The following is a 26,892-nucleotide window of genomic DNA, read 5'->3' as shown; positions in this document are numbered from 1 at the left end:
CCAGGTTAGAAGCCCTGTTCCGTCCTTTGTATAATATCATCCTGAAGTGACTTGGACAGTGTGGTAAACAATGCACTGTATCCTGCCACTCTGACTACCAGATGCTTGTACTGTTCCGGGTTCTTCTGTGCATCCTGCAAGGTTTCACGGCTTACTACATTAAACTGCATGTGGCTCCCTTTCTGCTCAAAGTAAGAACGGATCAGTCCCACAAAATTCTCAAGCCCCTTTCTGCCGCTCAGTGCAGAGGGATGGAACTTTTGATTGAACAAGGTTCCGTTAGATGCAATATAATGATCCAGCCTGGATACTGAGTTTGCAGCAGCGGTAGGCCCGTTCACATCTTTTCCTGCCGATGGTGAGACCCCGTCGGCAACTGGAGTATATGCCAGACGCCCGTCAGGAGTTGCCCCAGTTTGTGCACCCAAAGGTACGTTTGCCGATACAGGGTACAACCCTGCCTGAAAAATACCTCCTCTTGGGTTTCTGTAATTTTGAAGCGGTCTTGTGTATGTATATGCCACATCCCTTGCAAATGCATCCACTTCCAGGATATCGTTTCCAAACTTAGGCACTTCTTCAATCAACTTCAAAATTCTTTCACCCTTTTTCTTTACCTCTGGTGCCTCTGAAGCGGCAACTACCGTCTTCAGAATTGCGGAAATCTCCTGCTCACCTACAGTCTGTCCCGCCGCTTTCATACTGCCGGCTATTTTCGCCGTCAAAAATGCAACATCTTCTTCGCTTAATCCCTTACCATAATTCGCCGCCAGTGCTTCCTTCATTTCTTTCATAGTCACTTTTTGTTCATCATAAACCAGCTTTTTCACTGCATACAGTGAATCTGCCATGTTTGCGACTCCAAAGCCCTGGGGACCGGTGAAGTTATACACCGCGCCGCCTTCCTGGACCGTTTTTCCGTTCGCTATGCAATCGTCTACCATTGAGGAAAGGAAGGGCAGCGGACATCTTTCGGCATGTGCCACATCAATAGCATTGTCCGCATTGACCAGCAGCTTAATTGCATAATCCATCTGTGCCTTATAGGCGCCGTAGAATTCTTCAAATGTCTTCATCTCTTCTACTCTGCCCGTCTTTGGTCCTATCTGAATCCCTTTATCCATTCCATTGCTAAAAACCAATTCCAGCGGACGGCACATATTAAAAAATGCAGCGTCATGCCATCCTTCTGTTTTTCCTGATTTCTGCGGCTCCACACATCCGATGATATTATAATCCCTAGCATCCTGCAAAGTCAGCCCTCTGCTTACAAGGGAGGGGATGATAACCTCATCATTATAATATGCAGGAAATCCAATCCCTGTACGGGTCAGCTCCGCAGCCTTTATCAGGAATTCATGGGGTGTCTGATTCCATACTCGGACTGACAGTGAAGGCTGGGGAAGAAATACATGCATAGTGGCTTGAATACTCATAAATGATAAATCATTTGTCACATCAACCCCGTCTTCATTCTGTCCTCCGGCAATCAGGTTCTGGAACAAGCTGTACCCTGCAAATCCTTCTGCGGAAACAGCATCCCGGCACTTATTCAAATCATTTAGCTTCACCCAGATACAGTCCATCAGCTCCTGAGCAAATTCCCTTGTTATCTTACCATTGTCAATATCTTCCTTATAATAAGGATACATATACTGGTCAAATCTTCCCGGTGAAATAGAATGTCCGCTGGACTCAATCTGAAGTAACTGCTGTACAAACCAGAAAGACTGGCATGCTTCATAAAAATTTGATGCTCCCTTCTCCGGAACATTCGCACAATTCTGTGCAATCTGAAGCAGTTCTTTCTTCCGTGTCATATCCGGGCACTTCTGGGCTTCCTCCAAAGCAAGCTTTGCATAACGCTTTGCATATGTAACAGCAGCATCACAGCTAATCATTACTGCTTCCAAAAATCTTGACTTCTGCTGGTAATCACCGTCCGTCAGGTTAAGCTTCGCCTTCTGGCACCTGGCCTTCTCTTTAATCCCCGAAAAGCCTGTCTTCAAAACCTCACCATATTTTACTGTCACATGTCCCACACCATTATAAAAATAATTTCCAGGTGTAAATATACCGTGCTCTATTGCAAGCAAAGTTTCAGACTCCATATAAGTCGTAGCAAGCTCACTTGTTGTCTTGCCCTTCCAATACCTATTTACCCGTCTGAGTTCTTCTTTCGTTTTGTCCGATATATAAAAAGGGTCCGCAGATCTGGTCTCTACTGTATCGAACTCTTCCTCCAGCCACTGGTAAGAAAATTCCGGATAAGTCTGGCATCCCCGGGGAGCTATTGTTGTACTGCCAACAATCAGTTCCAAATCACGAATGACAATTGGGATATTCTCCAAAATATGTCGGAACGCCTTTGCACGGCGGATAATAACAGGCTCGTCTTCTGTTTGTTCGTAAGATTCCGTAAGCAGCACGGCTCTGGCCGACTCGATTTCCGGCATCCTGGCATACAGGTTCTCAACAAGCTTTGGGATACGCTCCGATTTCGGTATGTCAGTACTGTTATAAGTATACAATCCCATCAGTTTCTTTGCTCCTTCCCTATGTATAAATGTTCTATATTTAGTGCAGGGCCGCATTCACAAGCTGAGACTGGATACGCCATTACACCAATTGTCATTATTATACTTCAACGCCATATACAAGTCAACAAAAACAACATATATCCATTGATTTTTACACTCAATTCCAACGAATCTCAATATTTATTTGTTTGCTTTTATTGGTTTTCCGAGTTTTTATTCTGGTTTTTTATTGACAAACCTATGTAAATCCAGCATACTATATAAAGAGGAAAGCTAAAATCTACTTTGCGGCTTCTTCATGACCTTACAGCGGCTTCGTTTCCGTAAGGTTATATTAAATTTTTATAAGGGAAAAATTTATTTCTAGACAGAAAGGCACAACGACTATGTCTTCTTTTGAATTGGATATACATACTCATACAATTGCCAGCGGTCATGCCTCTGCTGCAACAATCACAGATATGGCCAAAGCTGCGGCCGCCGGGAATTTAAAACTGCTCGGCATATCAGACCACGGCCCTGCTACCCCTGGCGGAGGAAAGCCTTCTTACTTCCGCAGTCTGGCACATGCCCAAAAGCAGCGTTTTGGTGTGGAAATGCTTTATGGAGTTGAGGTAAACATTCTAAATAATGACGGAAAGCTGGATTTGGAAAATTCTATTCTTGAAAAGCTGGATTATGCGATTGCCAGCATTCATAAACCAGTTAAAAAACCTGGTACTCTGGAAGAGAACACCAAGGCTTACATTGCCGCTATGAAAAACCCAAATGTACGCATAATCGGACATTGTGACGATGTAAAATATCCTGTAGATTATCTTGAGATTGTCAGAGCGGCAATGAAGTACAATGTACTGCTCGAAATTAATAACAGCTCATTAAGTCCTGATGGATATCGGGGAGACACCCGGTTCAATGACTTGATGATATTAAATTTGTGCAGGCACTTTCATTACCCCGTAATACTGGCAAGCGACAGCCATGGCACCAGGCATGTTGGTGACTTTTCCCATGCGCTGGAGCTTATAGCCCTTGCCGGAATGCCGGAATCACTGATTATGAATTATTCAGTGAAAGCATTCAAGTGCTTTTTAGAGAGGTAAATGAAAGGGCCAAAGGATTACTCAGAGTACAAAACGCATCCCGTACATCAGCACTCTTATATTCTGACTCCCTTCTTTTTCACAGAAGCCATTGGGAAGATGCTCTTCCTGATTCACGATCAGCTCATCCAATGGCATGGACACGACCTGAGCCAGCGCGTAAAAATTATCCAGGGATGGGAGTGTCCTCCCACAAAACCATGCATAAATTGACTGGGGCGATCCCAGCCCCATGTATTCACAAAGCTTTTTCACAGAAATCTTCTTCACTCTGCATACGTAACGCAGCCAGCTCCCTGTTCTCTCCATATTTATTCCAGGATACTGCTTTTTTTCCATACAGCCCACTCCCTTCATGCTCTTAATTTCTGTACAGCATATCCATATCCGTTTAGCTTTTTATATCCTTATCATAGCACAGGTGCATAATATTTATCTACTGGTTAATATGTCAAGCAGTTTGTACTTGCATGACACATCTTGCTTTACCCGGTACAATTGAAATATTCCATTTATATTTACCACATGTCCAAAATACCTTATCAGATTACGCCCAATAAAAAATGGCCCAACCAGGCAGGTTTAAGCCATTTTTCTTTATTGCAAAATCTGATTATGCCCTCTTAGAAAGCACTTCTGTTTCATAACGCTGTACTTCTTTAAACCAATCAGCTCTCTCCGGCACATTGTTAACTTCGCAGAAATAATTCCATACATCACCGAACGGATAACATTTCAACTCTTCCTGCACTGCCATCAATTCTGTAAACTGTTGTGTATCCTGCAGTTCCTTGAGCTTTTCACTTGGACTTAACATGGCTAGCATCAATGCCTTCTGCATATTTCTCATACCAACTACCCATGCAGAAATCCTGTTGATGCTTGCATCAAAGAAATCCAGTCCGATAATCACTCTGCTCAGAGCATCATTTCTTACGATTTCCTTTGCAATCTCTTTTGTCTCATCATCAAGCAGCACAACATGATCACTGTCCCAGCGGATTGGCCTTGTTACATGAAGCGCAATCTTGTCATTGAATAACAGCATAGAAGAAATCTTGTCAGAAACCACTTCTGTAGGATGATAGTGACCATTGTCCATCAAAGGCACAATGCCCTTATTCATTACATAATTCATTGTAAATTCCGCAGAACCTGCTGTATAAGCTTCCAGTCCGATACCAAAGACTTTAGACTCCAGGCATACAAGAACTTTTTCCTTATCATAATCTATTCCCAAAATCTGATCCAGAGAATCTTTATATCTTGCCCTTGGTCCCATCCTGTCGGCCGGAACATCCTTGAATCCATCAGGAATCCAAATGTTCATCAGACAAGGAGTTCCCAACTCCTCAGCAAAATACTGGGAAATACGGATACAAGCCTTTCCATGTTCAATCCAGAACTTGCGGATATCCTCATCAGGACTCGTCAATGTATATTCTGCTGCCTTTGGGTGTGAAAAATAAGTAGGGTTAAAGTCCAGTCCAAGACCTCTCTCTTTCGCAAACTCTACCCATTTCTTAAAATGCTTAGGCTCCAGTTTATCACGGTCAGCCCATTCACCTTCTTCAAAAACAGCATAACTTGCATGTACGTTAATTCTATGTGTTCCTGGAATCAGACTTAACGCCTTATCAATATCAGCCATCAGCTCTTCCGGTGTACTTGCCTTCCCCGGATAATTTCCCGTAGCCTGGATTCCCCCAGTAAGAGCACCCTCACGGTCAAATCCACCTACATCATCCCCCTGCCAGCAATGCATAGAAATCGGCACAGATTTCAAAGTCTCCAACACCTTGTCAGTATCAACACCAACACTTGCATAAATTTCTTTCGCTGATTCATATCTTTCTTTCGTTGTCATAGTAATATCCTCCTTTTTCAAAGTTCCGAAGGGGCCTGACCCTTTTGAAAAGGGTCTGACCCCTTTGAGTTCCATTTTCAGAATTGTTTTCCATTTTCATCGTATTTCTTTATATCAAATGATTCCCCAATGCATGCCCTTGCTTCAGGAAGGTTTGCAAACACCCCGTCATGCAGCATCTGTACAACGATATTCCCAATTGCTGTGGCCTCTGTAGGTCCTGCTGATACTTGCTTTCCTGTATACTTTGCGGTCAGTTCATTCAGATACCCGGCATTCGCTCCGCCGCCTACAACATAAACTGTATCATACGTATTACCGGTAATTGCCTCAATTCCTTCGATGGTGTCACCATAGCATTTTGCAAGACTGTTGTAAATAACTGCTGCTATTTCGCCCACACCATCTGGTATCTGCTGATTTGTTTTTTTACAGAAGTCCTGCACAGCCTGAATCATACTATCAGGAGCCAGGAAACAGTTATCATTGCAATCCACAATAGATGGGATTGCCTCCTGTGATGCTCTTGCACAAATCTCGCCGTAGGACAGATCCTCTTCAAATTCCTTCTTGACAGATTGAATCATCCATAATCCCATAATATTTTTCAAATAACGGAATCTGTGATCATAGCCGCCTTCATTTGTAAAATTGGCCTTCATGCTGTCCATGGAACAATCCGCTTCTTTTCTTTCAATTCCCATCAATGACCACGTGCCTGAACTAATATATATTGCATTGTCGTTATTCGTAGGGACTGCCAGTACAGCAGAACCAGTATCGTGTGTCGCAGGCAGCACAACCTTGCAGTCAAATCCAACTTCTTCCTGTATCGCTTTCGAAAAATTCCCTACCACTGCGCCAGGCATAGAAACAGGCTGGAACATCTTGGAAGGATACCCTAACATATCCATCAGCTCATAATCCCAATCATTTGTCACAGCACTGATTAACTGTCCCGTAGTTGCATTGGTGTATTCCATTTTCTTTACACCAGTCAGTAAGAAATGAAAATAATCCGGTATCATCAGAATAGCTTCTGCCTGTTCCAAATATTCAGGATGTGTCTCCTTTACTGCCATGAGCTGGTAAACCGTGTTGAATATCTGCTTTTGGATTCCGGTTCTCTTGTATAAATCCTCCAGAAAAATCTTTTCATATACCTTCTCGTCCATCCCCGTTGTGCGGCTGTCACGATAACCAACAGTATCTCCCAAAATCTTATCATCTTTATCAAGCAATACATAATCCACACCCCATGTGTCAATTCCCATGGAAGCCGGAATCTTGCCAAGCTCTTTACACTTCTTCAGACCATTCTTAATTTCGGAAAACAGACGGTCCACATCCCAACACAATGTACCATCCTTATTATCCATGCCATTCGGAAAACGGTACACTTCTTCAAGATGCATCTTTCCGTCCACCATGGATGCAAGCATGTGACGCCCGCTGGATGCCCCGATATCAACGGCCAAATAATACTTCTCCATTTTGTGCCTCCTTCGTACTTTTTCGATTCTACACTTATTATAATCAGAAAAAGCATACAAAAAAAGGACGTTATTTATTTAATAGACCGTCCTTATTTGCACTTTTCTTCATGACATTGACAATAATATATTCACCCAGGGAGCCGTTGGGATGTTATAACCCTTGTTATAGCGATTTTTAAACACAAAAAATAGCGCCCCTGTCCTAGCAAGATAAGGCGCTATTTTAAGACTTAATCTTACCGGCGGTCAGGTGGTGTACGCTGACCAACGGCTCCCTTGTTAAGTGTATTATAGTCAATATTATAGAAGATGTCAATTATCTTCTAATCAAATAGTTCTTTGAGATTGAGGAACCCCATGTTGATTCTGTCTGTTTTCCTCCAAGCTGTCTACTGCTTCTGTTTCAGATAGGCTGCTCTGCCATCTTCATACAGGTTATTGCCTTCACTGTCGATAATAACTACCAATGGCATATCTTCTACATATAATTCCCGGAGCGCTTCTGCACCCAAATCTTCGTATGCCACTAATTTTGCACTTTTAATACATTTAGCCAGCAATGCTCCTGCTCCGCCAATGGCTCCGAAATACACACCGCTGTGCTTCTTCATTGCCTCTACAACTTCAGGCAGACGTGCCCCTTTGCCAATCATTCCCCTGGCACCCACCGACATCATCGTCGGTGCATATGCATCCATCCGGCCGCTGGTCGTCGGACCGGCTGAACCAATTACCTGACCCGGTTTAGCCGGTGTCGGGCCAACATAATAAATCGTTGCATTTTGCGGGTCAAAAGGAAGTTTTTCACCGCGCTCCAGCGTTTCACACATCCGTTTATGTCCGGCATCACGGGAGGTATAAATGGTCCCGGTTAAATATACGGTGTCACCGGCGTGCAATGTCTTAGCTAATTCTTCAGTTAATGGCAGTTGAATATATTTTTCCATCTATATCACCTCCGACTTATGACGCGTTACATGACAATTGATATTGACTGCACACGGCATTCCGGCAATATGCGTCGGCAGCGTTTCAATATTCAATCCAATCGCTGTCGTACGGCCTCCAAAACCCTGGGGTCCAATGCCGAGCTGATTCACTTTTTCCAGCATCTCTACTTCCAGCTCCGCATAATAGGGATCTTCATGAGCAGTATCAATGGGGCGCATCAGTGCTTTTTTAGCTAACAATGCCGCTTTATCAAAAGTGCCGCCGATGCCTACACCGACCACCATGGGCGGACATGGGTTAGGTCCTGCTGTTTCAACGACTTCCAGGATAAAGTCTTTGATTCCCTGAAGTCCGGCCGAAGGCTTGAACATCCGGATCATACTCATATTTTCACTGCCAAATCCTTTCGGTCCCACTGTAATCTTTAATTGATCTCCCGGCACAATTTCGGTATAGATCATAGCCGGCGTATTATCACCGGTATTACCGCGGCGGACCGGGTCACCAACAACCGATTTCCTGAGATATCCTTTATCGTATCCGCGGCGGACACCTTCATTGACTGCATCTGTTAAGTCGCCCCCGGCAATATGTACATCCTGACCAATTTCCAAAAATACGCAGGCCATCCCGGTATCCTGGCAGATTGGAACATTCTGCTGATCAGCAATTTCATAGTTTTCAATAATCTGATCCAGTACGCCCTGTGCGATATCCCAATCTTCACAGGCACGACAAGTCTGAATTGCATCTTTTACATCACCCGGCAGATGTTCATTCGCTTCGATACAAAGCCGCTCAATCACATCTGTTATCTGGCTTACCTGAATTTCTCGCATTTTTTTCCTCCTGCTTATGCTACTTATACTTATTGAACTACTAATGTTCAATAAGGTAGGTCTGGTCTTTTCAGACCTTACTCAGCAAGTACATCCTGGTTTCCTTGCTATCTTTCATGACGGGCATATTGCGGCAGTAACAATGGTGATATATTGTCCGCTTCAACACCGGCTTTTTTAAGTTCCTCTGCATATTGTACTACATGATCCAGATTAAGTGTACCTAATTTTGTTTTCTTCGCTTTTTGAGCTGCTGCCTTTCCGGCATTGCGTCCAAATACAATGATGTCAAGGAGAGAATTTCCCATCAAACGGTTTTTACCATGGATTCCTCCAACTGCTTCACCGGCTACCAGGAGATTATCAATAGCTTTTGTAAATCCTTCGCCGCCGATTTCCAATCCCCCGTTTTGGTAATGCAGGGTTGGATAGATAAGAATCGGTTCTTTGCGCATATCAATGTCATAGTTTAAATACATCCGCAGCATCGCCGGAATTCGTTTTTCAATTGTCCCTTCGCCACCAAGTATTTCAATCATCGGAGTATCCAGCCACACACCGCTGCCCAGCGGTGTCTCCACACCTTTGCCGCGGTCACTGCACTCACGTATAATGGAAGCAGCTGATACATCACGGGTTTCCAGCGGATGCATAAATGCTTCTCCATCCGCGTTAATAAGCATTGCGCCAAGAGAGCGGACTTTTTCGGTTACCAGCGCACCAAAGATCTGTGACGGGTAGGCAACACCGGTGGGATGATATTGAATGGTTTCCTGATAAAGCAGGGTTGCTCCGGCCCGGTATCCCATAACCAGTCCATCTGCGGTCGCCCCGTAATGATTGGAGGTAGGGAAATTCTGATAGTGCAGACGTCCGGCTCCTCCAGTGGCAATAATCACTGTTTTTGCTTTTGCCACCATATAATCTCCGGTCTCCATATTCAGCAAAACTGCTCCCGCTGCCTGGCCTTTGTCATCTTTAATCAGCTCTACTGCTGCAGTAAATTCAACAACCGGAATATCACGGTTCAGCACCTCATCACGCAGGGTCCGCATAATCTCTGCACCGGAATAATCCTTACAGGCATGCATCCGTTTCCGGGAAGTTCCACCGCCGTGAGTAGTAACCATTCTACCGTCAGCATCTTTATCAAACATAACGCCCAGTTCATTCAGCCACTTGATTGCATCCGGCGCTTCCATCACCAGACGCTTCAGTAGTTCCGGACGCGCCGCAAAATGACCGCCGCCAAAGGCATCCAGATAATGCTGAACCGGGGAATCGTTTTCTTTATCAGCGGCCTGAATCCCACCTTCTGCCATCATCGTATTGGCATCACCGATTCGCAGCTTGGTTACCATTATCACATTGGCTCCGGCTTCGTGAGCTTCAATTGCTGCCGATGCACCGGCACCGCCGCCCCCGATGACCAGAACGTCGGCTTCATAATCCACTTTGCCAAGATCGATCTTTTCATTTAAGATGCGGCTGTTGGAATTCAATAAGTTGCCCAATTCAGCAGGTACTTTCTGTCCTTTATTAGGTCCGATTTTAATATCTGCAAAACCATTTTCACGGTAATCAGGATGATACGCCTTGAGAAGGGTATCTTTTTCTTCCGCGGTCATACGTTTCGGCTCAACACCCATACGCTCGGCACGGGTTGCTTCTACATTTTTCATAGACTCGCGCATTGCTTCTGTAATCATAAAAAAATCCCCTCCCTATTTTTCAATCTCTCTGGTGTTATAAAGTTCTTTCATCTCAGTAATGGGCTTCTGCATAATCTGCTCAATCAGTTCATCAAAAGCACCCTCGCGAACCTCTTCGACACGCTTTTTCAAATGAGCGGTCTCCGGCGCAATATACTTACCGGTCAATCTGCGCGCCAGCACACCGACCATGGGATGAGAGATTCCGGCCGGACATCTGGTGGAGCAGCAGCCGCAGCCAACACAGTCAAAGGATTCTTCAGCACATGCCTCAAAATCACCCCGCTGGGCATAAGCAATATACTGCATCACATCCAAATCCTGGGTACAAGCCTTGGTACAGGCATTACAGCCGATACAGCTGTAGATTTCCGGATAAAGCTCCATCATAATCTGTTCAGTCGGCTTAATCTGTTCAATATCATAGGTCCGTTTGTCCGTTGGGAAAAATGGGATACTGGCAACATACATTCCTGCTTCCACCTGAGTCTGACAGGCCAGACAGGTCTTAAGCTCATTCTTTCCCTTTACTCTGTAAATCGTCGCACACGCACCGCAGAATCCATGACGGCAGCCGCAGCCGCGGCTCAGGGTATAACCGGCATATTCCATGGCGGTCATAATGGTCAAATCCGCCGGAACGCTATATTTTTTACCAAAAAAATATACATCTATCATTTCTTGCATTTTCCTACCAGTCCTTTCTAATATTCATCCGGTAACTCATCTACCTCGTCACAGCGGAACACCGGACCATCTTTACATACATATTTGGAACCGATATTACAGCGCCCGCATTTTCCAACACCACACTTCATCCTAAGTTCCAAAGTCGTATACACCTGATCCTTACTGAATCCCAGTTCCTCCAGAGCTGCCAGAACAAATTTGATCATAATCGGCGGTCCGCATACCAGGGCTGTTTTATCAGTAGTAAAGCCCAGTTCTTTCAGATAAGCCGGAACAAACCCAACATTTCCGTCCCATCCTTCCTCCTCACAGTCAACCGTCAGATGAACATTCACGCCTTTGGTATTCATCCAGACTTCCTGAATCTCCTTTAACTGCACCAAGTCATTTGCTGTCCGGGCGCCATAAAGGATATCTACCGTACCGTAATTATCACGGTTATCCAGAACGTAGTTAATTACCGAACGAAGCGGAGCCAGACCGATACCACCGGCAATAAATAATAAATTTTTCCCTTTTAGTTCCGTCTCAACCGGAAAGTTATTGCCATAAGGACCACGGACGGTAATCTCGCTGCCCGCTTCCAAATCATGCAGATAGTCAGTTAAAATCCCACACTTCTTAATACTGAATTCCTGGAACTCTTTATTGGTCGGTGAAGATGTAATGGAAAACATTCCTTCACTGATTCCAGGCACACATACCATCGCACACTGTCCCGGCATATGTTCAAAAAGCTTTCCGCCTTCGGGTGCATTGACCCGAAAGGTCTTTACATCCGGTGTTTCCTGACGGATATCGGTGACGACTCCCACCTGCGGGATTAAAGTATCGAGTTGATAGTCTTTCTTACAGGTACATTCACTCATTACTGTTCACCTCCCTGATTCTGAAATGCTTTTACCACTTTAACGATATTCAGTGATGACGGGCATTTTGCCACACATCGTCCACACCCGACACATGAGTACATCCCATCGTTATTAGCCGGGAAATATACCAGTTTATGCATAAAGCGCTGGCGAAAACGCTGCATCTGATTGGTCCGGTTATTCCCGTGAGCCATCATCGTAAAATCAGAGTACATACAGGAATCCCAGCAGCGGTAACGCTGCACTCCATTCCCGGTATCATAATCTTTAATATCATAACACTGGCATGTCGGACAGACAAAAGTACAAGTTCCGCAGGCCAGACAGGGTTTATATAGTTCATCCCACAATTGGGAATTAAACTTCTCGTCCAACGCTTCACCATTCCAGCCGTCTGTAGACAAGTCAGAATACGGCAGTTTTGCAATAATCCGCCGGATATTAGTCTTCACTTCTTCGACTGCCTCTTCACTGCCATCATCCAGTAATTCCCTAACCATTTCGGTAAGGGCTTCACCTTTTTCAGTAAGTGGCTCCCAATATAATTCTGCCCCCGCCATCCAGGTTGCAACGTCGGCACTTGGTTCTGCTGCATCTATTCCAAAAACCTTGCAAAAGCAGGTTTCCTCGGGTTCATTACAAGCCATCGCAACAATCGTTCCATGATCGCGGCGGGCCGCATAAAAGGTATCCAGCGGATCTGCCAGGAACACTTTATCAAGGACTTCAACACCTTTCAAATCACATGGTCTCATACCAAAGATTACGAAATCCTGACTTTTTAATTGTTCCGGTTCAATGGTAATCTTCTTGCCATCCCGTTTACAGGCATACAAAGTCTCACTCTGCGGAAAAAAGGCATCCTTTGGTGACTTTACCGTATTAAGCACATTCAGATCCACCTCGGCCTCATCACTCCAGTTTGCATAATTGACTTGACCGGCATTACGGACCGGTAAATAAAGTTCCTGATAACCGGCAATTTTTTGGAATAATGCCGTTAGATTTTCAGTTTTGATCTTATACATACATTATCCCCTTTCTGCCACCACACCCGGCTCTGCATCTTCAAATGTAAAGTCAGTCAGCGGTCCTTTTGTCTCAGCATCTTCACCGGCCCTGAATTCACCATATAACTCATCAATATCTTTAATAAACTTACGATTAAACAGATGAAGCGGAATTCCTTCCGGGCAGACCCGGCTGCACTCTCCGCAATCGGTACATCGTCCGGCCACATGAAAGGCGCGGATGATATGGAACATCTTTTCTTCAAATGAATCGGTATTGGCTTTCTGGGCACTGTCAAACTTGTTGCTGTCAAATACACATTTACGGCAGCTGCAGGCCGGACAGACATTGCGGCAGGCATTACAGCGGATGCATTTACTCAGTTCTTTCTGAAAATAAGCGAATTTCTCTTCCGGACTCATGGCCTCAATCTCTGCAACCCCGGCAAACTGTTCCCTGTCGCCTGTCTCTTCTGATTCTCCGATCAGTTCATCGTATACCCGGTGCTCTTTACCCTTGCAGCTATGACAACGTTCCAGCATCGCTTCAGCGTAACTGATACTCTGATCACCATAGAGCGTCTTGATTTTTAACTCACCGTCTTCTTCAGCAATGCTCTCGATTCCTTTAATCCCGCTTCTTTTCACTGCCTCAATATCCAGCTTGCCGCGGCATCCCACACCAATAATCCATGCTTTTTCGCGGTCAACCCGATATTCTTTCAATAATTGATTAAAGCTGTATGTATCACAGGGTTTTAGGAAAACCAGTGTCTTTCCTTCCATTTTTGATGCTTCAATCATGTATTTACTTAAGTTTGCGCCACAAAATCCGTTATAGACAAATGAACGTAACTGCTCTTCATTTTCAAAGTAAGCGGGTTCTGGGTTATAAGGCAAATCACCGGCCTTCCAGCCAAGGACACGTGCCACACTCCCATCAGCCAGCAGCTCACTCGCACGCTTTACTAATTCCTGCATCGCAAATCCCCCAATCTTACATTTTCACCCAGCGACTGGATCTTCTCTACAAACTCATTCATCGTCGTTGAAAACTTTACACCTTCGGCAGCGGACACCCACTCGACCCGGGTCCTGCCCTGTTCTACACCGATATAATCCAGCATGGAGAATAACAGCGTCATCCTTCTCCTTGTATAATAATTACCGGTACTATAGTGGCAGTCTCCCGGATGGCATCCGCATAAGATTACTCCGTCCGCACCTTTTTCAAATGCCCGCAGGACAAACATCGGGTTTACCCGGCATGAGCAGGGCACCCGGATAATCTTCACATCAGCCGGATAACTCAGACGGCTGCTGCCGGCCAAGTCTGCCCCGGCATAGCTGCACCAGTTACAGCAGAAGGCAACAATTTTAGGCTTAAATTCTGTTTTTGCTGTTATCGACATATTGCATCCACCTCCGCTATAATTTGTCTATTCGAAAATCCCTGTAAATCCATGGCCCCGGAAGGACAGGTCACAGTACATGCACCACAGCCCTGACATAGGGCATTATTGACTATTGCAATTCGCCGGATCTCACGGATACCATGATCATTGACTTGACTCTCTTCGTATGTAATCGCGCCATAAGGACAAACGTTGGCGCAAGTTGAACAACCGTTACACAGTAATTCATCGGACTTCGCTGTGCAGGGGTTGGTCATCAGCTTTTCTTTCGCCAGCAAACCGATTGCTTTTACTGCTGCAGACCCCGCCTGAGCAACCGTCTCAGGAATATCTTTCGGACCCTGGCACACGCCAGAGAGAAAGACACCGGCAGTCGGTGATTCAACCGGACGAAGTTTGGGATGTGCTTCAGTCAAAAAGTTATTGGTATCAATACTGGCTGTCAGCATGGTCGCAATTTTGCGTACTCCTGCTTCCGGCTCAATTGCCGTTGCCAGTACAACCATGTCAGCTTCCATCAGAATCTGTTTATTATCCAGCAGATCAACCCCCTGCACCAGCAGCTGGCCATTTGCCTGAGGAGCAACTTTACCGACCTGTCCTTTGACATAATTCACACCGTACTCTTCAACTGCCCGGCGATAGAACTCATCGAAATTCTTTCCGGGAGTCCGGACATCAATATAAAATACAGTCACATTTACATCCGGATATTTATCACGGATCAGCATCGCATGCTTAGCGGTATACATACAGCAGATTTTTGAGCAATATTCTTTCCCACGGCAGGTGACGTCACGGGAACCGACACACTGTATAAAAACCATGTTCTTCGGTGCTTTGCCGTCGGAAAGACGTTCCAGATGACCCTTAGTCGGGCCGGCTGCATTCATTACCCGCTCCAGTTCCAGCGAGGTAATAACATCCTTGCTCTGGTTATACGCATACTCATCAAAATCATCTAATTTAATTGTATCAAATCCAGTCGCCACGACAATTGCACCATACTTCTCGGTGATAATCTCATCTTCCTGGGTATAGTCTACCGCTCCGGCCTGACACACCTTTTCACAAAGACCGCATTTACCGGTTTTAAACTTAATACAGTTTTCACGGTCAATAACCGGTACATTGGGGATAGCCTGAGCAAACGGTGTGTAAACCGCGCTGCGGTTCCCTAATCCGCGGTTAAACTCACTGGATATTTTCTTTGCCGGACATTTCTCTGAACAGACGCCGCATCCGGTACACTTATCCATATCTATAGAACGGGCCTTTTTTCTGATATCCACAGTAAAATCACCGACAAAACCACTAACCTGGTCCACTTCACTATATGTATAGATATTAATGTTATCATGGGCCGAGGCTTCCACCATTTTAGGCGTCAGAATACAGGCCGAACAGTCCAGGGTAGGGAACGTCTTATCAAGCTGTGACATGCGTCCGCCGATACTTGGCGTTTTCTCAACTATATCTACTTCATATCCCGCTTCGGCAATATCAAGTGCGGTCTGAATACCGGCGATTCCACCCCCGATTACCAGTGCTCTTTTGGTCACCCGGCTTTCCCCCGGCTTAAGCGGTGTATTAAGGGTTACTTTAGCAATCGCTGCCCGGGCCAGAATAATCGCTTTTTCGGTACCTTCTTCAATATTTTTATGAATCCAGGAACAATGCTCACGTATGTTCGCAATCTCAACCATGTAAGGATTGATACCAGCCCGCTTTGCGGCATTTCGAAAGGTCGTCTCGTGCATCCGGGGAGAGCATGAACATACCACGATTCCTGTCAAGTTTTTCTCTTTTACTGCTTCTGCTATTCTTGCCTGCCCGGCTTCCGAACACATATACTGATAGTCTTCTGCATGAACCACTCCCGGTTCCAGCAGAGCCATCTGAGCAACCTTTTCAACATCTACCGTTGCCGCGATATTGGTCCCGCAATGACAGACAAACACTCCAATCCTCTGCACTTATATCACCTCCTGTATCTTCTGAATGCACTGACTAAAAGCTGCTGGGGTAATTCCGGGTCTAAACGTTCCGGGATATCCTCCGGTGTCAGATAATCTGCCCCCCTCTGGCGCACTACCAGCTGCCGGGCACCATCAATCAGTTCCCCTGGCTTAACATTCCGCGGACAGCGTTCGATACAGGCAAAACATGACAGACATTTCCAGAGTGATTTCGAATTCACCAGAGCATCTATATCTTCATTCAGTACATAAGATACAAACTGATGCGGCTTTATATCCATCTCATTAAACAAAGGACAGGTTGCCGAGCACTTGCCGCATTTCATACATTTATATGGATCGACGCCAGTAATTTCTTTAATTTTCTGCGTCTGCGATTTTCCGTGACTCATGATGCCTGTACCTCCTCATTTTTATCAATCAGGCCCAGCGCTTCCGCCAGCAATTCAGTGAAATACTGTACGGGCAGTTTAGAACCGCTTTTACTCATATTTAAATTATAAAGACATAACGGACAGGCTGTGATCAGTGAATCAGCGCCAAATGACGCGGCTGAATCCATAATCTTATCAGTCATGTTCTGTGCCACCTGCGGCTCTTTGAGAGATATGTAACCACCACAGCATTCATTGCGGTACGGATAGATGACCGGGGTCCCCCCAATCGCCCGGATAAAGTCCTCGATAATCGTCGGATTCTCCGGATTATCGAAAGCTAACACTTCACTTGGGCGAAGCAGCAAACAACCGTAATAGGCACCAATTGCCCGGCCTTTTAAAGGATTCACAACTTTCTCTTTCAAAACATCAAATCCTATACGGTCACGAAGGACTTCCAGGAAATGGAGTACCGTAGTTTCACCTGCATAGGGTTCTTCCAGTTGCATATAATTGTTAGCCCGTGTCCGGATGTCACCCACATTCTTCATATTGTCATTGACCCGTTTAATGACATGATGACAGGCTGAACACAAGGTGACCAGATCCTGTTCTTTTTCTTTGGCAGCATTTAAAGCGCGAACTGAAGACAGCTTGGAAGCAATCTCGTCAGTGCCCAGCGGATATACTCCGCCGCAGCACTGCCATTCTTCTATTTCCTCCAGCTCAAATCCAAGCGCTTTCGCTGAAATCCTGGCATATGTATCTAAGTCTTTTGCCTTGGTTTTGAGGGTACACCCCGGATAATAACTGTATTTCATAGTTCCTCCTTACTTACACTACAGATCGATTTGCTTAATAACCGTCTTCAGTGCCTCTGCGCTTGCATGCAGTTTTTCCATCTCTTCTTCACTGAGTTTCACTGGAATCCTTCCCTGTACCCCATTGGGTCCGACCAGTGTCAGAGTACTCAGACAGACATCATCAATACCGTATTCACCGTGCTGCATCGTCGATATCGTAGCGATTGAGTCAGATGAAGCCAGCAGCATTGCACATAACTTCACTACTGATACGGATACTGCATAGAAGGTGGCTCCTTTATTAGCAATAATCTTGCCGCCTGATTTACGAACATATTCAATCATTGCATCCTGATCCAGCTCGTCGATTTCCTGTCCGAAAGACTGGGCAATCTTTGTATATTCTGCAACATTAGCACCACCTATATCAGCACATGACCAAGGGATAAATGAAGTATCACCATGCTCTCCCAATACATAAGCATGAATATTTTTCTGAGCTACTTTAAAATGCTCTGACAATCCACACCGAAGGCGGGCTGTATCTAAAATAGTTCCCGAGCCAATAATCTGATTTTCCGGAAGCCCTGATATCTTAGTAAATACATACGTCATGATATCCACTGGGTTACTGACAATCACATACAGAGCCTTGGGCGCTGCTTTGACAATTTCCGGTGTAATACTCTTTAAAATATTAACATTGGTCTGTGCCAGTTCGATGCGGGTCTGACCCGGTTTGCGGGCAATTCCTGATGTAATGATGACAATATCCGAGTCCGCAGCATCCTCATATTCGCCGGCAATGATTGAAATCGGATTACGGAAACAAGTCCCCTGGACGATATCCATAACCTCTCCTGATACCTTTTGTTTGTTAATATCAATCATTACAATTTCTGAAGCAAGATCTTCGTTTGACAGTGTGTATGCAATTGTTGATCCAACACTCCCGGCTCCAATGATGGTGATTTTTCTACTCATGTGATTTTCCTCCCTTGATTCAAGCAATCGTCTTTTTTTTAACAATGCTTTTTTAAAAAAATATGTCTCTATCCGTTATAAAATACATATTTCATATATTCTTTCGCAGCTCCTACTAAATATGATGTATAATACTAAAATACTCAGGTTATATGTATTTATTATAGAATATCACATTGATAATGTTTTAACAACCATATGATTATCCAGAAGGTAATATTATCATTTATTTACATAAATAACCCTGTTTTTTCATTCTATTTGTGTATTTTTACCAACTAAATTTTAAGAATCACCAATATTAAATATCCCGTTTTCACTGCTGACATATGATTGTATATCATCACTTTAGTATCTCTCACTCTCCGTAACACGATATAGTAATTCTATTCAAATACAGCTTGAACAAAAAAAATATATTAGTCTACAAAAAGAGTGATTTCGTCCAGATTTTTTCGGTTCGGACTCTTGTGCACTCCTTCTGCAGGTATGCCCAGGCTCATCATACAAGTGAAGAAATAATCTTCTTTGTCTATCCCGGTTTTCTCTTTCATGAGGTTTTCAATTTCTGCTCCGGCATAATTGGCACTGGTCAGCCAGCAGGATCCGTAACCAAGATCCGTTGCTGCAAGGGCTATATGCTCCATTGCGGCCCCGATATTCTGCATTCCCGGACATGGTTTATAAGCCAGATAATCCAGCTCCTCCTTAGCAGCACCACACATTTTTAACTCATGATAGCCGGAGGGCAGATAGTCCTTTCCAAAAGTGAGAATGACTACCGGAGCCCCTTTAACAAATAAGGTAAAATTTTTACAGAACTTGCGGAATCTTGCTCCGGCTTCTTCATCTTTCTTGGCCAGTTCATCGGAAATCTCAGCATTCTTTGCTTCAATAACCTCACATAGGTCTTCAATGATTTCTTTATTGTCGAGGACGAAGAAAAACCAATTTTGAAGGTTCTTTCCTGAGGGAGCAATTCTCGCCGCATTCAATATCTTTTCGATATCCCTGCGGGGAATCCTCTCCTCCTGATATCTTCTGATACTCTGCCGCTTTGAAATCAAATCAAAATATTCCATGCTTAAGCCTCCATAGCTGCATAACTTTTAAGATTTTTCGTCAACATGGGCAGAATTTTACTATAATCTCCAACGATTCCGTAATCTGCCACGTCAAATATCGGCGCCGTTTCATCCTTATTGATTGCGATGATGATATCAGCCTCTTCCATCCCGGCAACATGCTGGATTGCTCCAGAAATACCAACTGCAAAATATACATTTGGCCGTACTGTTTTTCCAGTCTGCCCAACCTGTAGGTCTTTCGGCTTCCAACCTGCATCTACCACAGCTCTTGAACAGCTGACTTCACCGCCAACCGCTTCGGCAAGCTCTTCAAGAATGTAGAAGTTCTCCGGTCCGCCCACTCCGCGGCCGCCGGAAACCAGGATGTTGGCATCCATAATATCCACTGTATCAGAGATACTCTTGACTACTTCAAGAATCTCTATGTACTGTGCATTTTCTTCAAAGCCGGGATTAAATTCAATAATCTCTGCCTGCGCATCTGCTATCTTTTCTATTTTCTGCATAACTCCCGGACGAACGGTTGCCATCTGGGGACGATTATCCGGGCAGGCAATGGTTGCAATCGTATTGCCTCCAAAAGCCGGCCTGGTCATCAACAGCTGATTATGTTTTTGTTCTTTCCCTTCCATCGCTTTCAGTGGAAAATCACCGATATCAAGCTGGGTACAGTCAGCCGTAAGCCCAGTCTTAACTCTGGCCGATACAAGGGGACCCAAATCACGGCCAATGGCAGTTGCTCCTACCAGGACGATATCCGGCTTGAATGTGTTTATAACAGAGGCAAGGCCATGGGTGTATGGTTCGGTCCGATAATCTTTTAGAGCCGGATCATCAACGAGAATCACCTTATCCGCACCATACTGGGCAAGCTTCTTTGTCAATCCTCTCACATCACTGCCCAAAAGAACTGCTGTTACGTCAGTATTTAAATCTTTTGCCAGGTCTTTTGCCTTACCCAGAAGTTCGAGAGCAACACCGTCGATTTTGTTATCCACCTGCTGTACATAGACATATACACCTTTATATTCATTTAAATTCATCCTATTATAGTCTCCTTATCTATATAACATGCTTTTCTTTTAGCTTCTCAAGTATGTACCCTACCGATGCTTCCGGATCCAGGTTTACCTGTTCCCCGGCGCCTTTTCTTACCTTATCAGACGCCTTTGCAATCTTGGTGGGAGATCCTTTCAGCCCCAGGTCGGCATCATCCACATCAATGAGGTGCTGGCGGTTAAATTCAGTTATTTCGGCATCGTAAGCTGCAAATATTCCTCCCGGAGTCATGTATCTGGGCTCGTTGAGCTCCGCCAACGCTGTGATCAGACAAGGCATCTTCGCTTTTACTACATGATATCTGTCTTCGTACTGGCGCTGTGCAATCACGTAGTCACCGTCAATCTCAAGCTTTTGGGTATAAGAAATAACCGGAATATGAAGATGCTCTGAAATCTGGGGACCTACCTGTGCGGTATCGCCGTCAATCGCCTGACGCCCTGTAATGATTAAATCATACTCAAGGTTTCTGATCGCACCTGCAAGGGTTGTTGAAGTTGCCCATGTATCCGCACCGCCAAGCATTCTGTCGGTAACTAAGACCGCTTTATCTGCGCCCATCGCCATGGCTTCTACAAGGACATCTTTTGCTTTTGGAAGCCCCATTGTAATAACCGTTACCTCGGCACCATATTGATCCTTTAAACGAAGTGCTGCCTCAAGTCCGGCTTTATCATCCGGGTTCATAATTGCGAGCATCGCTCCCCGGTTTAATGTTCCATCCGGATTAAACTGTACGCCGCCCTTAGTGTCCGGCACTTGTTTTATACAAACAATTATTTTCACTTTATATCCTCCTGTATTATCAGTTTAGGCTTGATTTTTTCCCAGCCCGGTATTGCTGGTGTTTCTTATTTTAAAAGATTAGCAGCTATAACCATCCGCTGTACTTCTGATGTGCCTTCATAAATCTCAGTTATTTTTGCATCCCTCATCATTCGCTCTACACCATATTCGCGAATATATCCGTAACCTCCATGCAATTGAACCGCTTTAGTGGTTACTTCCATCGCCGTTTCGGCAGCATATAACTTTGCCATTGAAGCTTCTGTACTGAAATGACCGCCATTTCCTTTTGCCACCGCTGCCCTATAGACAAGAAGCTGAGCTGCCTGTACCCGAGTCGCCATATCAGCAAGCTGGAACTGGGTATTCTGAAATTGGGAAATTGTTCTGCCAAACTGCTTTCTCTCCTTGACATATTCAACCGTAGTATTAAGAGCACCTCCGGCAATGCCAAGCGCCTGAGCAGCGATTCCGATCCGCCCGCCGTCAAGCGTGTGCATCGCAATCCCAAATCCCTTCCCTTTCTGTCCCAGGAGATTTTCCTTAGGAATCCGGCAATCGGTAAAGATAAGCTCATATGTAGCAGACCCGCGGATACCCATTTTTTTCTCTTTTGTTCCAAAAGAAAATCCAGGTGTTCCTTTTTCGACGATGAAAGCAGATATTTCTTTCATTGTCCGGCCTCTTTTCTCCACCATTCCGGTGACTGCAATCACAATATAAACATCTGCATATTTACCGTTTGTGATAAAAACTTTACTGCCGTTTAATACCCATTCATCGCCGTCAAGTACTGCTTTTGTCTGCTGCCCCTGGGCATCTGTTCCCGCACCCGGCTCAGTCAGGCCAAAAGCGCCAAGCTTCTCCCCTTTGGCAAGAGGCGGCAGATATTTTTCTTTCTGTTCCTTAGTCCCATAGGTCATAATCGGATCAATACAAAGGGAAGTATGTGCCGATACGATAACTGCAGTGGTGGCACATACCTTTGCCAGCTCCTCTACACAAATTGCATAAGTAAGCGGATCACAACCCTGGCCGCCATACTCTTTCGGCACCGGAATTCCTAAAAACCCGTATTTCGCCATCTTCTTTACGGTTTCTTCCGGGAAAGTTTCTGTTTCATCCACTTCCTCCGCAAGAGGTTTTACCTCTGTTTCAGCAAAATCCTTAAATAGTGTTCTCGCCATTTCATGTTTATTGCTTAAATTAAAATCCATCTTTACTCCTCCGATATATCCTGCCATTTGCTTTGAAATCTCTCTTCCCAGTGACCGATAAGCTCTTCTTTGAAGTTTGGGTGGGCAATCATAATCAGTGCTCTGGCACGCTCTCTGAGAGATTTTCCTCTGAGGTCCGCAACCCCGTACTCCGTCACGATGTAAGCAACATCATTTCTTCCTGTAGTAACTGCTGCCCCCTGTTCCAGCATGGGAACAATTTTAGAAACACTGCCGCCTTTCGCAGTTGAGGTCATGGCAATAATTGACTTGCCGCCCTTTGACATATTTGCACCCCTGACAAAATCAACCTGGCCGCCGACACCTGAAATCTGCATTGTGCCGATGCTCTCCGCACTGACCTGCCCCATGAAATCTACCTGAAGACAAGAATTGATGGAAATCAGATTATCATTTTTGGCAATGATATACGGGTCATTTGTATAGTCTGCAGAAGCCATATACACCATGGGATTGTCATCAATAAAGTCATACAGTTTCTTGCTTCCCATAAGGAAAGTTGCCACCAGTTTTCCGGGATTGAAGTTCTTCTTCTTATTGGTTATGACGCCGGCCTCAATCAACTCCACCACACCATCCGAGAACATCTCGGAGTGAATGCCTAAATCTTTTTTATCTTTTAATGATAATAAAACTGCATCAGGAAGTGCGCCAATCCCCAGTTGCAGGGTATCTCCGTCCTTGATCAGACTGGCACAGTTTTGGCCAATCTTTTTTTCAACATCAGTAAGCTCTTTGCGCCCGAGTTCAAGCAAAGGAGTATCTTCCTCAACCAGATAATCAAACTCGCTGATGTGCATAAAGCATTCACCGTGACATCTGGGCATATGCTTATTTACTTGAGCAATCTTAAGCTTCGCCACCTTAGCAGCTGTATATGTATAGTCTACTGAAATACCAAAACTTACATAGCCGTGCTTATCCGGAGTGCTGACCTGCACTAAAGCGACATCTGTCGGCAATGAGCCGTCCGTGAACAGGGCTGGTATTCTTGAAAAATACCGGGGGGTATAGTCGGCCCGCCCTTCTTTAATTGCAGTTCTTTCGTTCTTGGTTCCTACAAAAAGAGAATTGTGTCTGATATGACCATTTGCTGCTTCGGTACAATATCCGCTCTCTCCCATCCCGACCATATGTGTAGTTTCCACTCCTTTAAGCTGCTCCATACGATCACAAAGAGCCTTTGTCAGAGCTCTTGGTTCGCCGCAGGAATGACCGATGGCAATCCGGTCATTATCCTTAATATGCATGACCGCCTCAGCGGCGCTGACAATTTTATCCTTATACTTTTCTTTGAAATTTTGCATTTATTCACTCCATATTTATACCACCTGGTGAGGTTCTTTCGAACCTCGTGGTATAATACAACCTGCTGGCTTGGTAAGGTCTTTTCGAACCTGGCGGCATGGTTGTTACACAATGTCTGGGTTACATTACTTTTTCTTATTGATTCCGGCAATTTCTTTTGCGAGCTCTTTCTTGTGCGCAACGTTTGCCTGTCTGCCAATCATAATTCTCTGAGCCTGGGGTGAACCTGCACCATGCATAGATTCTGTACGGTATCCCACTGCTGCTGTTCCTAAGGTAATGTTTTCAATCAACCGCAGGATTCTCATCCGGTCCTCTGTTGGAACATCATCAGTACCTTTCAGATATTTTTCGATGTATGGCTTTAATTTTTCATTATCGAAATCTTGCTGACTGGGCATTGTAACCATAAGACCACCGGCAATATCCTCAGCCAGGCGAGTAATTTCATAAGGCATCCGAGTGACATTTTGCTTACAGACATTTGCCAGCAGAGTATCCACATAATAGTTACCAGCTTTGGTCGCGCAGCCTTCACAAGAACAGGCAATACCACATGAGTATAAACTTTCGTTCAAGTGATTCATTTCAATAATCTTATCTTTAATATGGCTCGCCTTTGGTACGCCGTTGTAATCTGCCGCCAGTGCCGTTGCACCGATCAGGACATCGCCAACTCCAACTTTACAGCCTCCATAGCTCTGGCGGTGATAAGAAGCAAACCGTTCAACCAGCATTCCTGCAAAATCAGTTTCTCCATTCATGAAAATCAGTTCATTTGGCACAAATACATCATCAAAGATCATCAACGCTTCGTGTCCGCCAAAGTTTTTATTACCTACATCAATATCTGCATTTGGTTCAAGCTTTCTGGTATCGCAGCTTTGACGTCCGTAAATCATAAAAATCCCTTTTGCATCCGCCGGCAGTGCAAAGGCTACCGCATAGTCTTTATCCTCTGGTCTTAGCGCGATGGTGGGCATAACGATGACTTCGTGAGAGTTGATAATTCCTGTCTGATGAGCCTTAGCCCCACGCACCACGATACCGTCTTCTCTTCTTTCAACAACTCTTAAATACATATCCGGATCGGCCTGCTGGGAAGGAGAAAGAGCACGGTCGCCTTTCGTATCGGTCATCGCTCCATCAACAACCAGGTCCTCTCTCTGAATTCTATCCCAGTATTTCTTAAAGTTTTCATGATAATGTGTGCCATGTGCCTCATCACATTCGTATGTAGTAGAAAAAACAGCGTTTGCTGCATCAAGGCCAACACATCTCTGAAAACATGATGCTGTCTTTTGTCCCAGCAGTCTTTGCATCTTCACCTTTTTTACCAAATCATCCGTACTTTGATGAAGATGTGTAAAACGGTTAATTTTTTCACCGTTTAAACTGGAGGTCACGGTCATTAAATCTTCATATTCCGGCTGCTGTGCCAACTCATAGGTCATTGCAACAGAATTCATAGACGGTTTGATAATCGGATGTTCTGTCGGATCTTCCACTTTTTCACCCAGTAAATAAACTTCTAAGTTAAGCTTCTTTAAACTTTCTATATATTCTTCTCTCGTTTTCATTATTATCCTCCTTGCTTATGCATCTTAGGCTTGATATTGTCAAGCCTTAGTTTCAAATTAAATACATCTCTGATAAATTGTCTTGATTTGCTCATGTGACAGTTCAATCGGATTGTTTGCCAATAATCTTTGTTGATTCTGGATTACTGAAGTTGCCATTTCTTCGGCTTTCACGTCGTCTACTCCCAGACCGCCCAGTTTTTCCCGCTCTAACACGAAGTCCAGCAGTTCAAACATCTTCTGCCATGATTCTTCTTTACTGCAGCCAAAAATCTCAACCAGCACTTCTTCCGCCGGGCTGAGATCTGCCCCCAGCTCTTTATACATATTGAAGACACTTTCAAAGACCATATGGTTTGCCTTACCATGAGGTACGTGATAATTTCCTCCCAGGGGATAAGCTAAAGCGTGTACTGCAGCACATCCGGCATTGCCGAAGGCAACTCCTGCCATGGTGCTGGCAATCAGGAAATCTTCCATGTCTCCAGGAAGTTTTGCTTCCCCTTCGTTTCTCATCTTCAGGTACCCTTTCAGGATCTTTTCGATTGCCGTTTTACCAAACATTCTTGAGAAAGGCGTTGCTTTTGGTGATATGTAGGACTCCATCCCGTGTACCAATGCATCGATTGAGCTTGTTGCAAAGACACCGTATGGCAAGGTTGAAAGCATTTGAGAAATCAATGCTGCCTCATCTGCGTAAAGCTGTGGAACGGCCAGGCCCAATTTAGTCTGTTTTTTCTTAAACTCCATAATCGAGATATTTGTAACCTCGCTTCCGGTGCCACAAGTTGTGGGAATTACAATGAGTTCTCTCTCTTTTACAAGTTTAGCGCCCTGAGCATATATTTCCTCAACATCGTATTGATCATTAAAAAGTAAAAGTTTCGAGATGTCAATTACAGTACCACCGCCGATTGCGATGATCCTCTTATAATTCTTTCCTTTGATATCTTTCAGAACGGCATCGACCATCTCATCCGACGGCTCGCCCTGTCCATACTGCTCCTGATAGAGAACATCACAGGGTGTACTGGCTTTGTCTAACTGAGGTGACAACACATACTCATTGGTAACAATCAGGTCGCTTTCGCCTAATTCTTTCTGCGCGATGAAATCCGCTAAAGAATCATAGACGGCAATTGTAGGTTTGATTGAAAAATTCATAACTTCCTCCCTTTCTCCTCTTAAAATCTTT

At 44.7% G+C, this 26,892-nt stretch carries 24 protein-coding genes; 1 reads left to right on the top strand and 23 read right to left on the bottom strand.

Going from position 1 to position 26,892, the window contains the following annotated elements:
• Positions 1 to 5 precede the first annotated feature (5 nt).
• Entirely contained in the window at positions 6 to 2,537 is a 2,532-nt protein-coding gene (locus A8805_RS11630; protein WP_109711285.1) for a glycyl radical protein, read from the bottom strand.
• A gap of 389 nt (positions 2,538 to 2,926) precedes the next feature.
• Here A8805_RS11630 and A8805_RS11625 point away from each other — a divergent pair, with 389 nt between their 5' ends.
• Positions 2,927 to 3,643 carry a phosphatase gene (locus A8805_RS11625; RefSeq protein WP_109711283.1) on the top strand — a complete coding sequence of 239 codons (717 nt, stop codon included), beginning with the start codon at positions 2,927 to 2,929 and terminating at the stop codon, positions 3,641 to 3,643.
• A 21-nt stretch (positions 3,644 to 3,664) separates the two neighbouring features.
• On the opposite strand, the gene A8805_RS11620 is transcribed toward A8805_RS11625, so the two are convergent.
• The 22 genes from A8805_RS11620 to A8805_RS11515 all read right to left on the bottom strand — a co-directional run bounded on the left by A8805_RS11620 (position 3,665) and on the right by A8805_RS11515 (position 26,861).
• Positions 3,665 to 3,982, bottom strand: coding sequence for a helix-turn-helix domain-containing protein (locus A8805_RS11620; RefSeq protein WP_109711281.1), 318 nt, complete (start codon positions 3,980 to 3,982; stop codon positions 3,665 to 3,667).
• 274 nt (positions 3,983 to 4,256) lie between these two features.
• Positions 4,257 to 5,510 carry an L-rhamnose isomerase gene (locus A8805_RS11615; protein ID WP_109711279.1) on the bottom strand — a complete coding sequence of 418 codons (1,254 nt, stop codon included), beginning with the start codon at positions 5,508 to 5,510 and terminating at the stop codon, positions 4,257 to 4,259.
• 77 nt (positions 5,511 to 5,587) lie between these two features.
• Positions 5,588 to 7,003 (bottom strand): rhamnulokinase, encoded by a 1,416-nt coding sequence (gene rhaB / locus A8805_RS11610; RefSeq protein ID WP_109711277.1) that lies wholly within the window; start codon positions 7,001 to 7,003, stop codon positions 5,588 to 5,590.
• 392 nt (positions 7,004 to 7,395) lie between these two features.
• On the bottom strand, positions 7,396 to 7,953 hold the full coding sequence (locus A8805_RS11605; RefSeq protein WP_109711275.1) for a Fe-S-containing hydro-lyase: 558 nt from the start codon (positions 7,951 to 7,953) through the stop codon (positions 7,396 to 7,398).
• The gene (locus A8805_RS11600) at positions 7,954 to 8,796 is read right to left on the bottom strand and encodes a fumarate hydratase (protein ID WP_109711273.1); all 843 of its coding nucleotides are present in this window, start codon (positions 8,794 to 8,796) and stop codon (positions 7,954 to 7,956) included.
• A 107-nt stretch (positions 8,797 to 8,903) separates the two neighbouring features.
• On the bottom strand, positions 8,904 to 10,505 hold the full coding sequence (locus A8805_RS11595; protein ID WP_109711271.1) for an FAD-dependent oxidoreductase: 1,602 nt from the start codon (positions 10,503 to 10,505) through the stop codon (positions 8,904 to 8,906).
• A 15-nt stretch (positions 10,506 to 10,520) separates the two neighbouring features.
• Positions 10,521 to 11,195 (bottom strand): 4Fe-4S dicluster domain-containing protein, encoded by a 675-nt coding sequence (locus tag A8805_RS11590; protein WP_109711269.1) that lies wholly within the window; start codon positions 11,193 to 11,195, stop codon positions 10,521 to 10,523.
• Between the two features lie 17 nt (positions 11,196 to 11,212).
• The gene (locus tag A8805_RS11585; RefSeq protein ID WP_109711268.1) at positions 11,213 to 12,067 is read right to left on the bottom strand and encodes an FAD/NAD(P)-binding protein; all 855 of its coding nucleotides are present in this window, start codon (positions 12,065 to 12,067) and stop codon (positions 11,213 to 11,215) included.
• The gene (locus A8805_RS11580; protein WP_109711266.1) at positions 12,067 to 13,098 is read right to left on the bottom strand and encodes a 4Fe-4S dicluster domain-containing protein; all 1,032 of its coding nucleotides are present in this window, start codon (positions 13,096 to 13,098) and stop codon (positions 12,067 to 12,069) included. Before A8805_RS11580 ends, A8805_RS11585 begins: the two co-directional genes overlap by 1 nt.
• Positions 13,099 to 13,101: 3 nt before the next feature.
• The gene (locus A8805_RS11575; protein ID WP_109711264.1) at positions 13,102 to 14,061 is read right to left on the bottom strand and encodes a 4Fe-4S dicluster domain-containing protein; all 960 of its coding nucleotides are present in this window, start codon (positions 14,059 to 14,061) and stop codon (positions 13,102 to 13,104) included.
• A complete protein-coding gene (locus A8805_RS11570) occupies positions 14,049 to 14,492 on the bottom strand; it encodes a hydrogenase iron-sulfur subunit (RefSeq protein ID WP_109711262.1) in 444 nt (147 codons plus the stop codon). Before A8805_RS11570 ends, A8805_RS11575 begins: the two co-directional genes overlap by 13 nt.
• Complete coding sequence (locus tag A8805_RS11565; RefSeq protein ID WP_109711260.1) at positions 14,483 to 16,471, bottom strand: CoB--CoM heterodisulfide reductase iron-sulfur subunit A family protein; 1,989 nt, start codon at positions 16,469 to 16,471, stop codon at positions 14,483 to 14,485. The genes A8805_RS11570 and A8805_RS11565 overlap by 10 nt, the downstream gene beginning before the upstream one ends.
• A gap of 5 nt (positions 16,472 to 16,476) precedes the next feature.
• A complete protein-coding gene (locus A8805_RS11560; protein ID WP_109711258.1) occupies positions 16,477 to 16,866 on the bottom strand; it encodes a 4Fe-4S dicluster domain-containing protein in 390 nt (129 codons plus the stop codon).
• Positions 16,863 to 17,672, bottom strand: coding sequence for a CoB--CoM heterodisulfide reductase iron-sulfur subunit B family protein (locus A8805_RS11555; protein ID WP_109711256.1), 810 nt, complete (start codon positions 17,670 to 17,672; stop codon positions 16,863 to 16,865). Before A8805_RS11555 ends, A8805_RS11560 begins: the two co-directional genes overlap by 4 nt.
• Before the next feature lie 18 nt (positions 17,673 to 17,690).
• Entirely contained in the window at positions 17,691 to 18,638 is a 948-nt protein-coding gene (locus A8805_RS11550; RefSeq protein ID WP_109711254.1) for an L-lactate dehydrogenase, read from the bottom strand.
• A gap of 419 nt (positions 18,639 to 19,057) precedes the next feature.
• The gene (locus A8805_RS11545) at positions 19,058 to 19,720 is read right to left on the bottom strand and encodes a nitroreductase family protein (RefSeq protein ID WP_109711252.1); all 663 of its coding nucleotides are present in this window, start codon (positions 19,718 to 19,720) and stop codon (positions 19,058 to 19,060) included.
• Positions 19,721 to 19,722: 2 nt separating this feature from the next.
• On the bottom strand, positions 19,723 to 20,769 hold the full coding sequence (locus A8805_RS11540) for an electron transfer flavoprotein subunit alpha/FixB family protein (protein ID WP_109711250.1): 1,047 nt from the start codon (positions 20,767 to 20,769) through the stop codon (positions 19,723 to 19,725).
• Positions 20,770 to 20,788: 19 nt separating this feature from the next.
• On the bottom strand, positions 20,789 to 21,571 hold the full coding sequence (locus tag A8805_RS11535; RefSeq protein ID WP_109711249.1) for an electron transfer flavoprotein subunit beta/FixA family protein: 783 nt from the start codon (positions 21,569 to 21,571) through the stop codon (positions 20,789 to 20,791).
• Between the two features lie 65 nt (positions 21,572 to 21,636).
• A complete protein-coding gene (locus tag A8805_RS11530; protein ID WP_109711538.1) occupies positions 21,637 to 22,788 on the bottom strand; it encodes an acyl-CoA dehydrogenase in 1,152 nt (383 codons plus the stop codon).
• 2 nt (positions 22,789 to 22,790) lie between these two features.
• On the bottom strand, positions 22,791 to 24,116 hold the full coding sequence (locus tag A8805_RS11525; protein WP_109711247.1) for an acetyl-CoA hydrolase/transferase family protein: 1,326 nt from the start codon (positions 24,114 to 24,116) through the stop codon (positions 22,791 to 22,793).
• A 126-nt stretch (positions 24,117 to 24,242) separates the two neighbouring features.
• Positions 24,243 to 25,697 carry a 4-hydroxyphenylacetate 3-hydroxylase family protein gene (locus A8805_RS11520; protein ID WP_181392813.1) on the bottom strand — a complete coding sequence of 485 codons (1,455 nt, stop codon included), beginning with the start codon at positions 25,695 to 25,697 and terminating at the stop codon, positions 24,243 to 24,245.
• 57 nt (positions 25,698 to 25,754) lie between these two features.
• Positions 25,755 to 26,861 (bottom strand): iron-containing alcohol dehydrogenase, encoded by a 1,107-nt coding sequence (locus A8805_RS11515; RefSeq protein ID WP_109711243.1) that lies wholly within the window; start codon positions 26,859 to 26,861, stop codon positions 25,755 to 25,757.
• Positions 26,862 to 26,892 lie beyond the last annotated feature (31 nt).

This window comes from Faecalicatena contorta, from assembly GCF_003149105.1.
In the GTDB taxonomy this organism is placed as follows: domain Bacteria; phylum Bacillota; class Clostridia; order Lachnospirales; family Lachnospiraceae; genus Muricomes; species Muricomes contortus_C.
The sequence above is the reverse complement of the archived record's forward strand: the minus strand, read 5'-3'. Positions and strand labels throughout refer to the sequence as shown.

What these genes read in the sequence shown, in the direction of transcription:
- A8805_RS11550 (WP_109711254.1), bottom strand. Translation starts at nt 18,638, where the DNA reads ATGAGTAGAAAAATCACCATCATTGGAGCCGGGAGTGTTGGATCAACA.
- A8805_RS11620 (WP_109711281.1), bottom strand. Translation starts at nt 3,982, where the DNA reads ATGGAAAAAAAGCAGTATCCTGGAATAAATATGGAGAGAACAGGGAGC.
- A8805_RS11570 (WP_109711262.1), bottom strand. Translation starts at nt 14,492, where the DNA reads ATGTCGATAACAGCAAAAACAGAATTTAAGCCTAAAATTGTTGCCTTC.
- A8805_RS11585 (WP_109711268.1), bottom strand. Translation starts at nt 12,067, where the DNA reads ATGAGTGAATGTACCTGTAAGAAAGACTATCAACTCGATACTTTAATC.
- A8805_RS11525 (WP_109711247.1), bottom strand. Translation starts at nt 24,116, where the DNA reads ATGCAAAATTTCAAAGAAAAGTATAAGGATAAAATTGTCAGCGCCGCT.
- A8805_RS11560 (WP_109711258.1), bottom strand. Translation starts at nt 16,866, where the DNA reads ATGAGTCACGGAAAATCGCAGACGCAGAAAATTAAAGAAATTACTGGC.
- A8805_RS11600 (WP_109711273.1), bottom strand. Translation starts at nt 8,796, where the DNA reads ATGCGAGAAATTCAGGTAAGCCAGATAACAGATGTGATTGAGCGGCTT.
- A8805_RS11540 (WP_109711250.1), bottom strand. Translation starts at nt 20,769, where the DNA reads ATGAATTTAAATGAATATAAAGGTGTATATGTCTATGTACAGCAGGTG.
- A8805_RS11595 (WP_109711271.1), bottom strand. Translation starts at nt 10,505, where the DNA reads ATGATTACAGAAGCAATGCGCGAGTCTATGAAAAATGTAGAAGCAACC.
- rhaB (WP_109711277.1), bottom strand. Translation starts at nt 7,003, where the DNA reads ATGGAGAAGTATTATTTGGCCGTTGATATCGGGGCATCCAGCGGGCGT.
- A8805_RS11575 (WP_109711264.1), bottom strand. Translation starts at nt 14,061, where the DNA reads ATGCAGGAATTAGTAAAGCGTGCGAGTGAGCTGCTGGCTGATGGGAGT.
- A8805_RS11520 (WP_181392813.1), bottom strand. Translation starts at nt 25,697, where the DNA reads ATGAAAACGAGAGAAGAATATATAGAAAGTTTAAAGAAGCTTAACTTA.
- A8805_RS11580 (WP_109711266.1), bottom strand. Translation starts at nt 13,098, where the DNA reads ATGTATAAGATCAAAACTGAAAATCTAACGGCATTATTCCAAAAAATT.
- A8805_RS11545 (WP_109711252.1), bottom strand. Translation starts at nt 19,720, where the DNA reads ATGGAATATTTTGATTTGATTTCAAAGCGGCAGAGTATCAGAAGATAT.
- A8805_RS11630 (WP_109711285.1), bottom strand. Translation starts at nt 2,537, where the DNA reads ATGGGATTGTATACTTATAACAGTACTGACATACCGAAATCGGAGCGT.
- A8805_RS11530 (WP_109711538.1), bottom strand. Translation starts at nt 22,788, where the DNA reads ATGGATTTTAATTTAAGCAATAAACATGAAATGGCGAGAACACTATTT.
- A8805_RS11515 (WP_109711243.1), bottom strand. Translation starts at nt 26,861, where the DNA reads ATGAATTTTTCAATCAAACCTACAATTGCCGTCTATGATTCTTTAGCG.
- A8805_RS11605 (WP_109711275.1), bottom strand. Translation starts at nt 7,953, where the DNA reads ATGGAAAAATATATTCAACTGCCATTAACTGAAGAATTAGCTAAGACA.
- A8805_RS11555 (WP_109711256.1), bottom strand. Translation starts at nt 17,672, where the DNA reads ATGAAATACAGTTATTATCCGGGGTGTACCCTCAAAACCAAGGCAAAA.
- A8805_RS11590 (WP_109711269.1), bottom strand. Translation starts at nt 11,195, where the DNA reads ATGCAAGAAATGATAGATGTATATTTTTTTGGTAAAAAATATAGCGTT.
- A8805_RS11615 (WP_109711279.1), bottom strand. Translation starts at nt 5,510, where the DNA reads ATGACAACGAAAGAAAGATATGAATCAGCGAAAGAAATTTATGCAAGT.
- A8805_RS11625 (WP_109711283.1), top strand. Translation starts at nt 2,927, where the DNA reads ATGTCTTCTTTTGAATTGGATATACATACTCATACAATTGCCAGCGGT.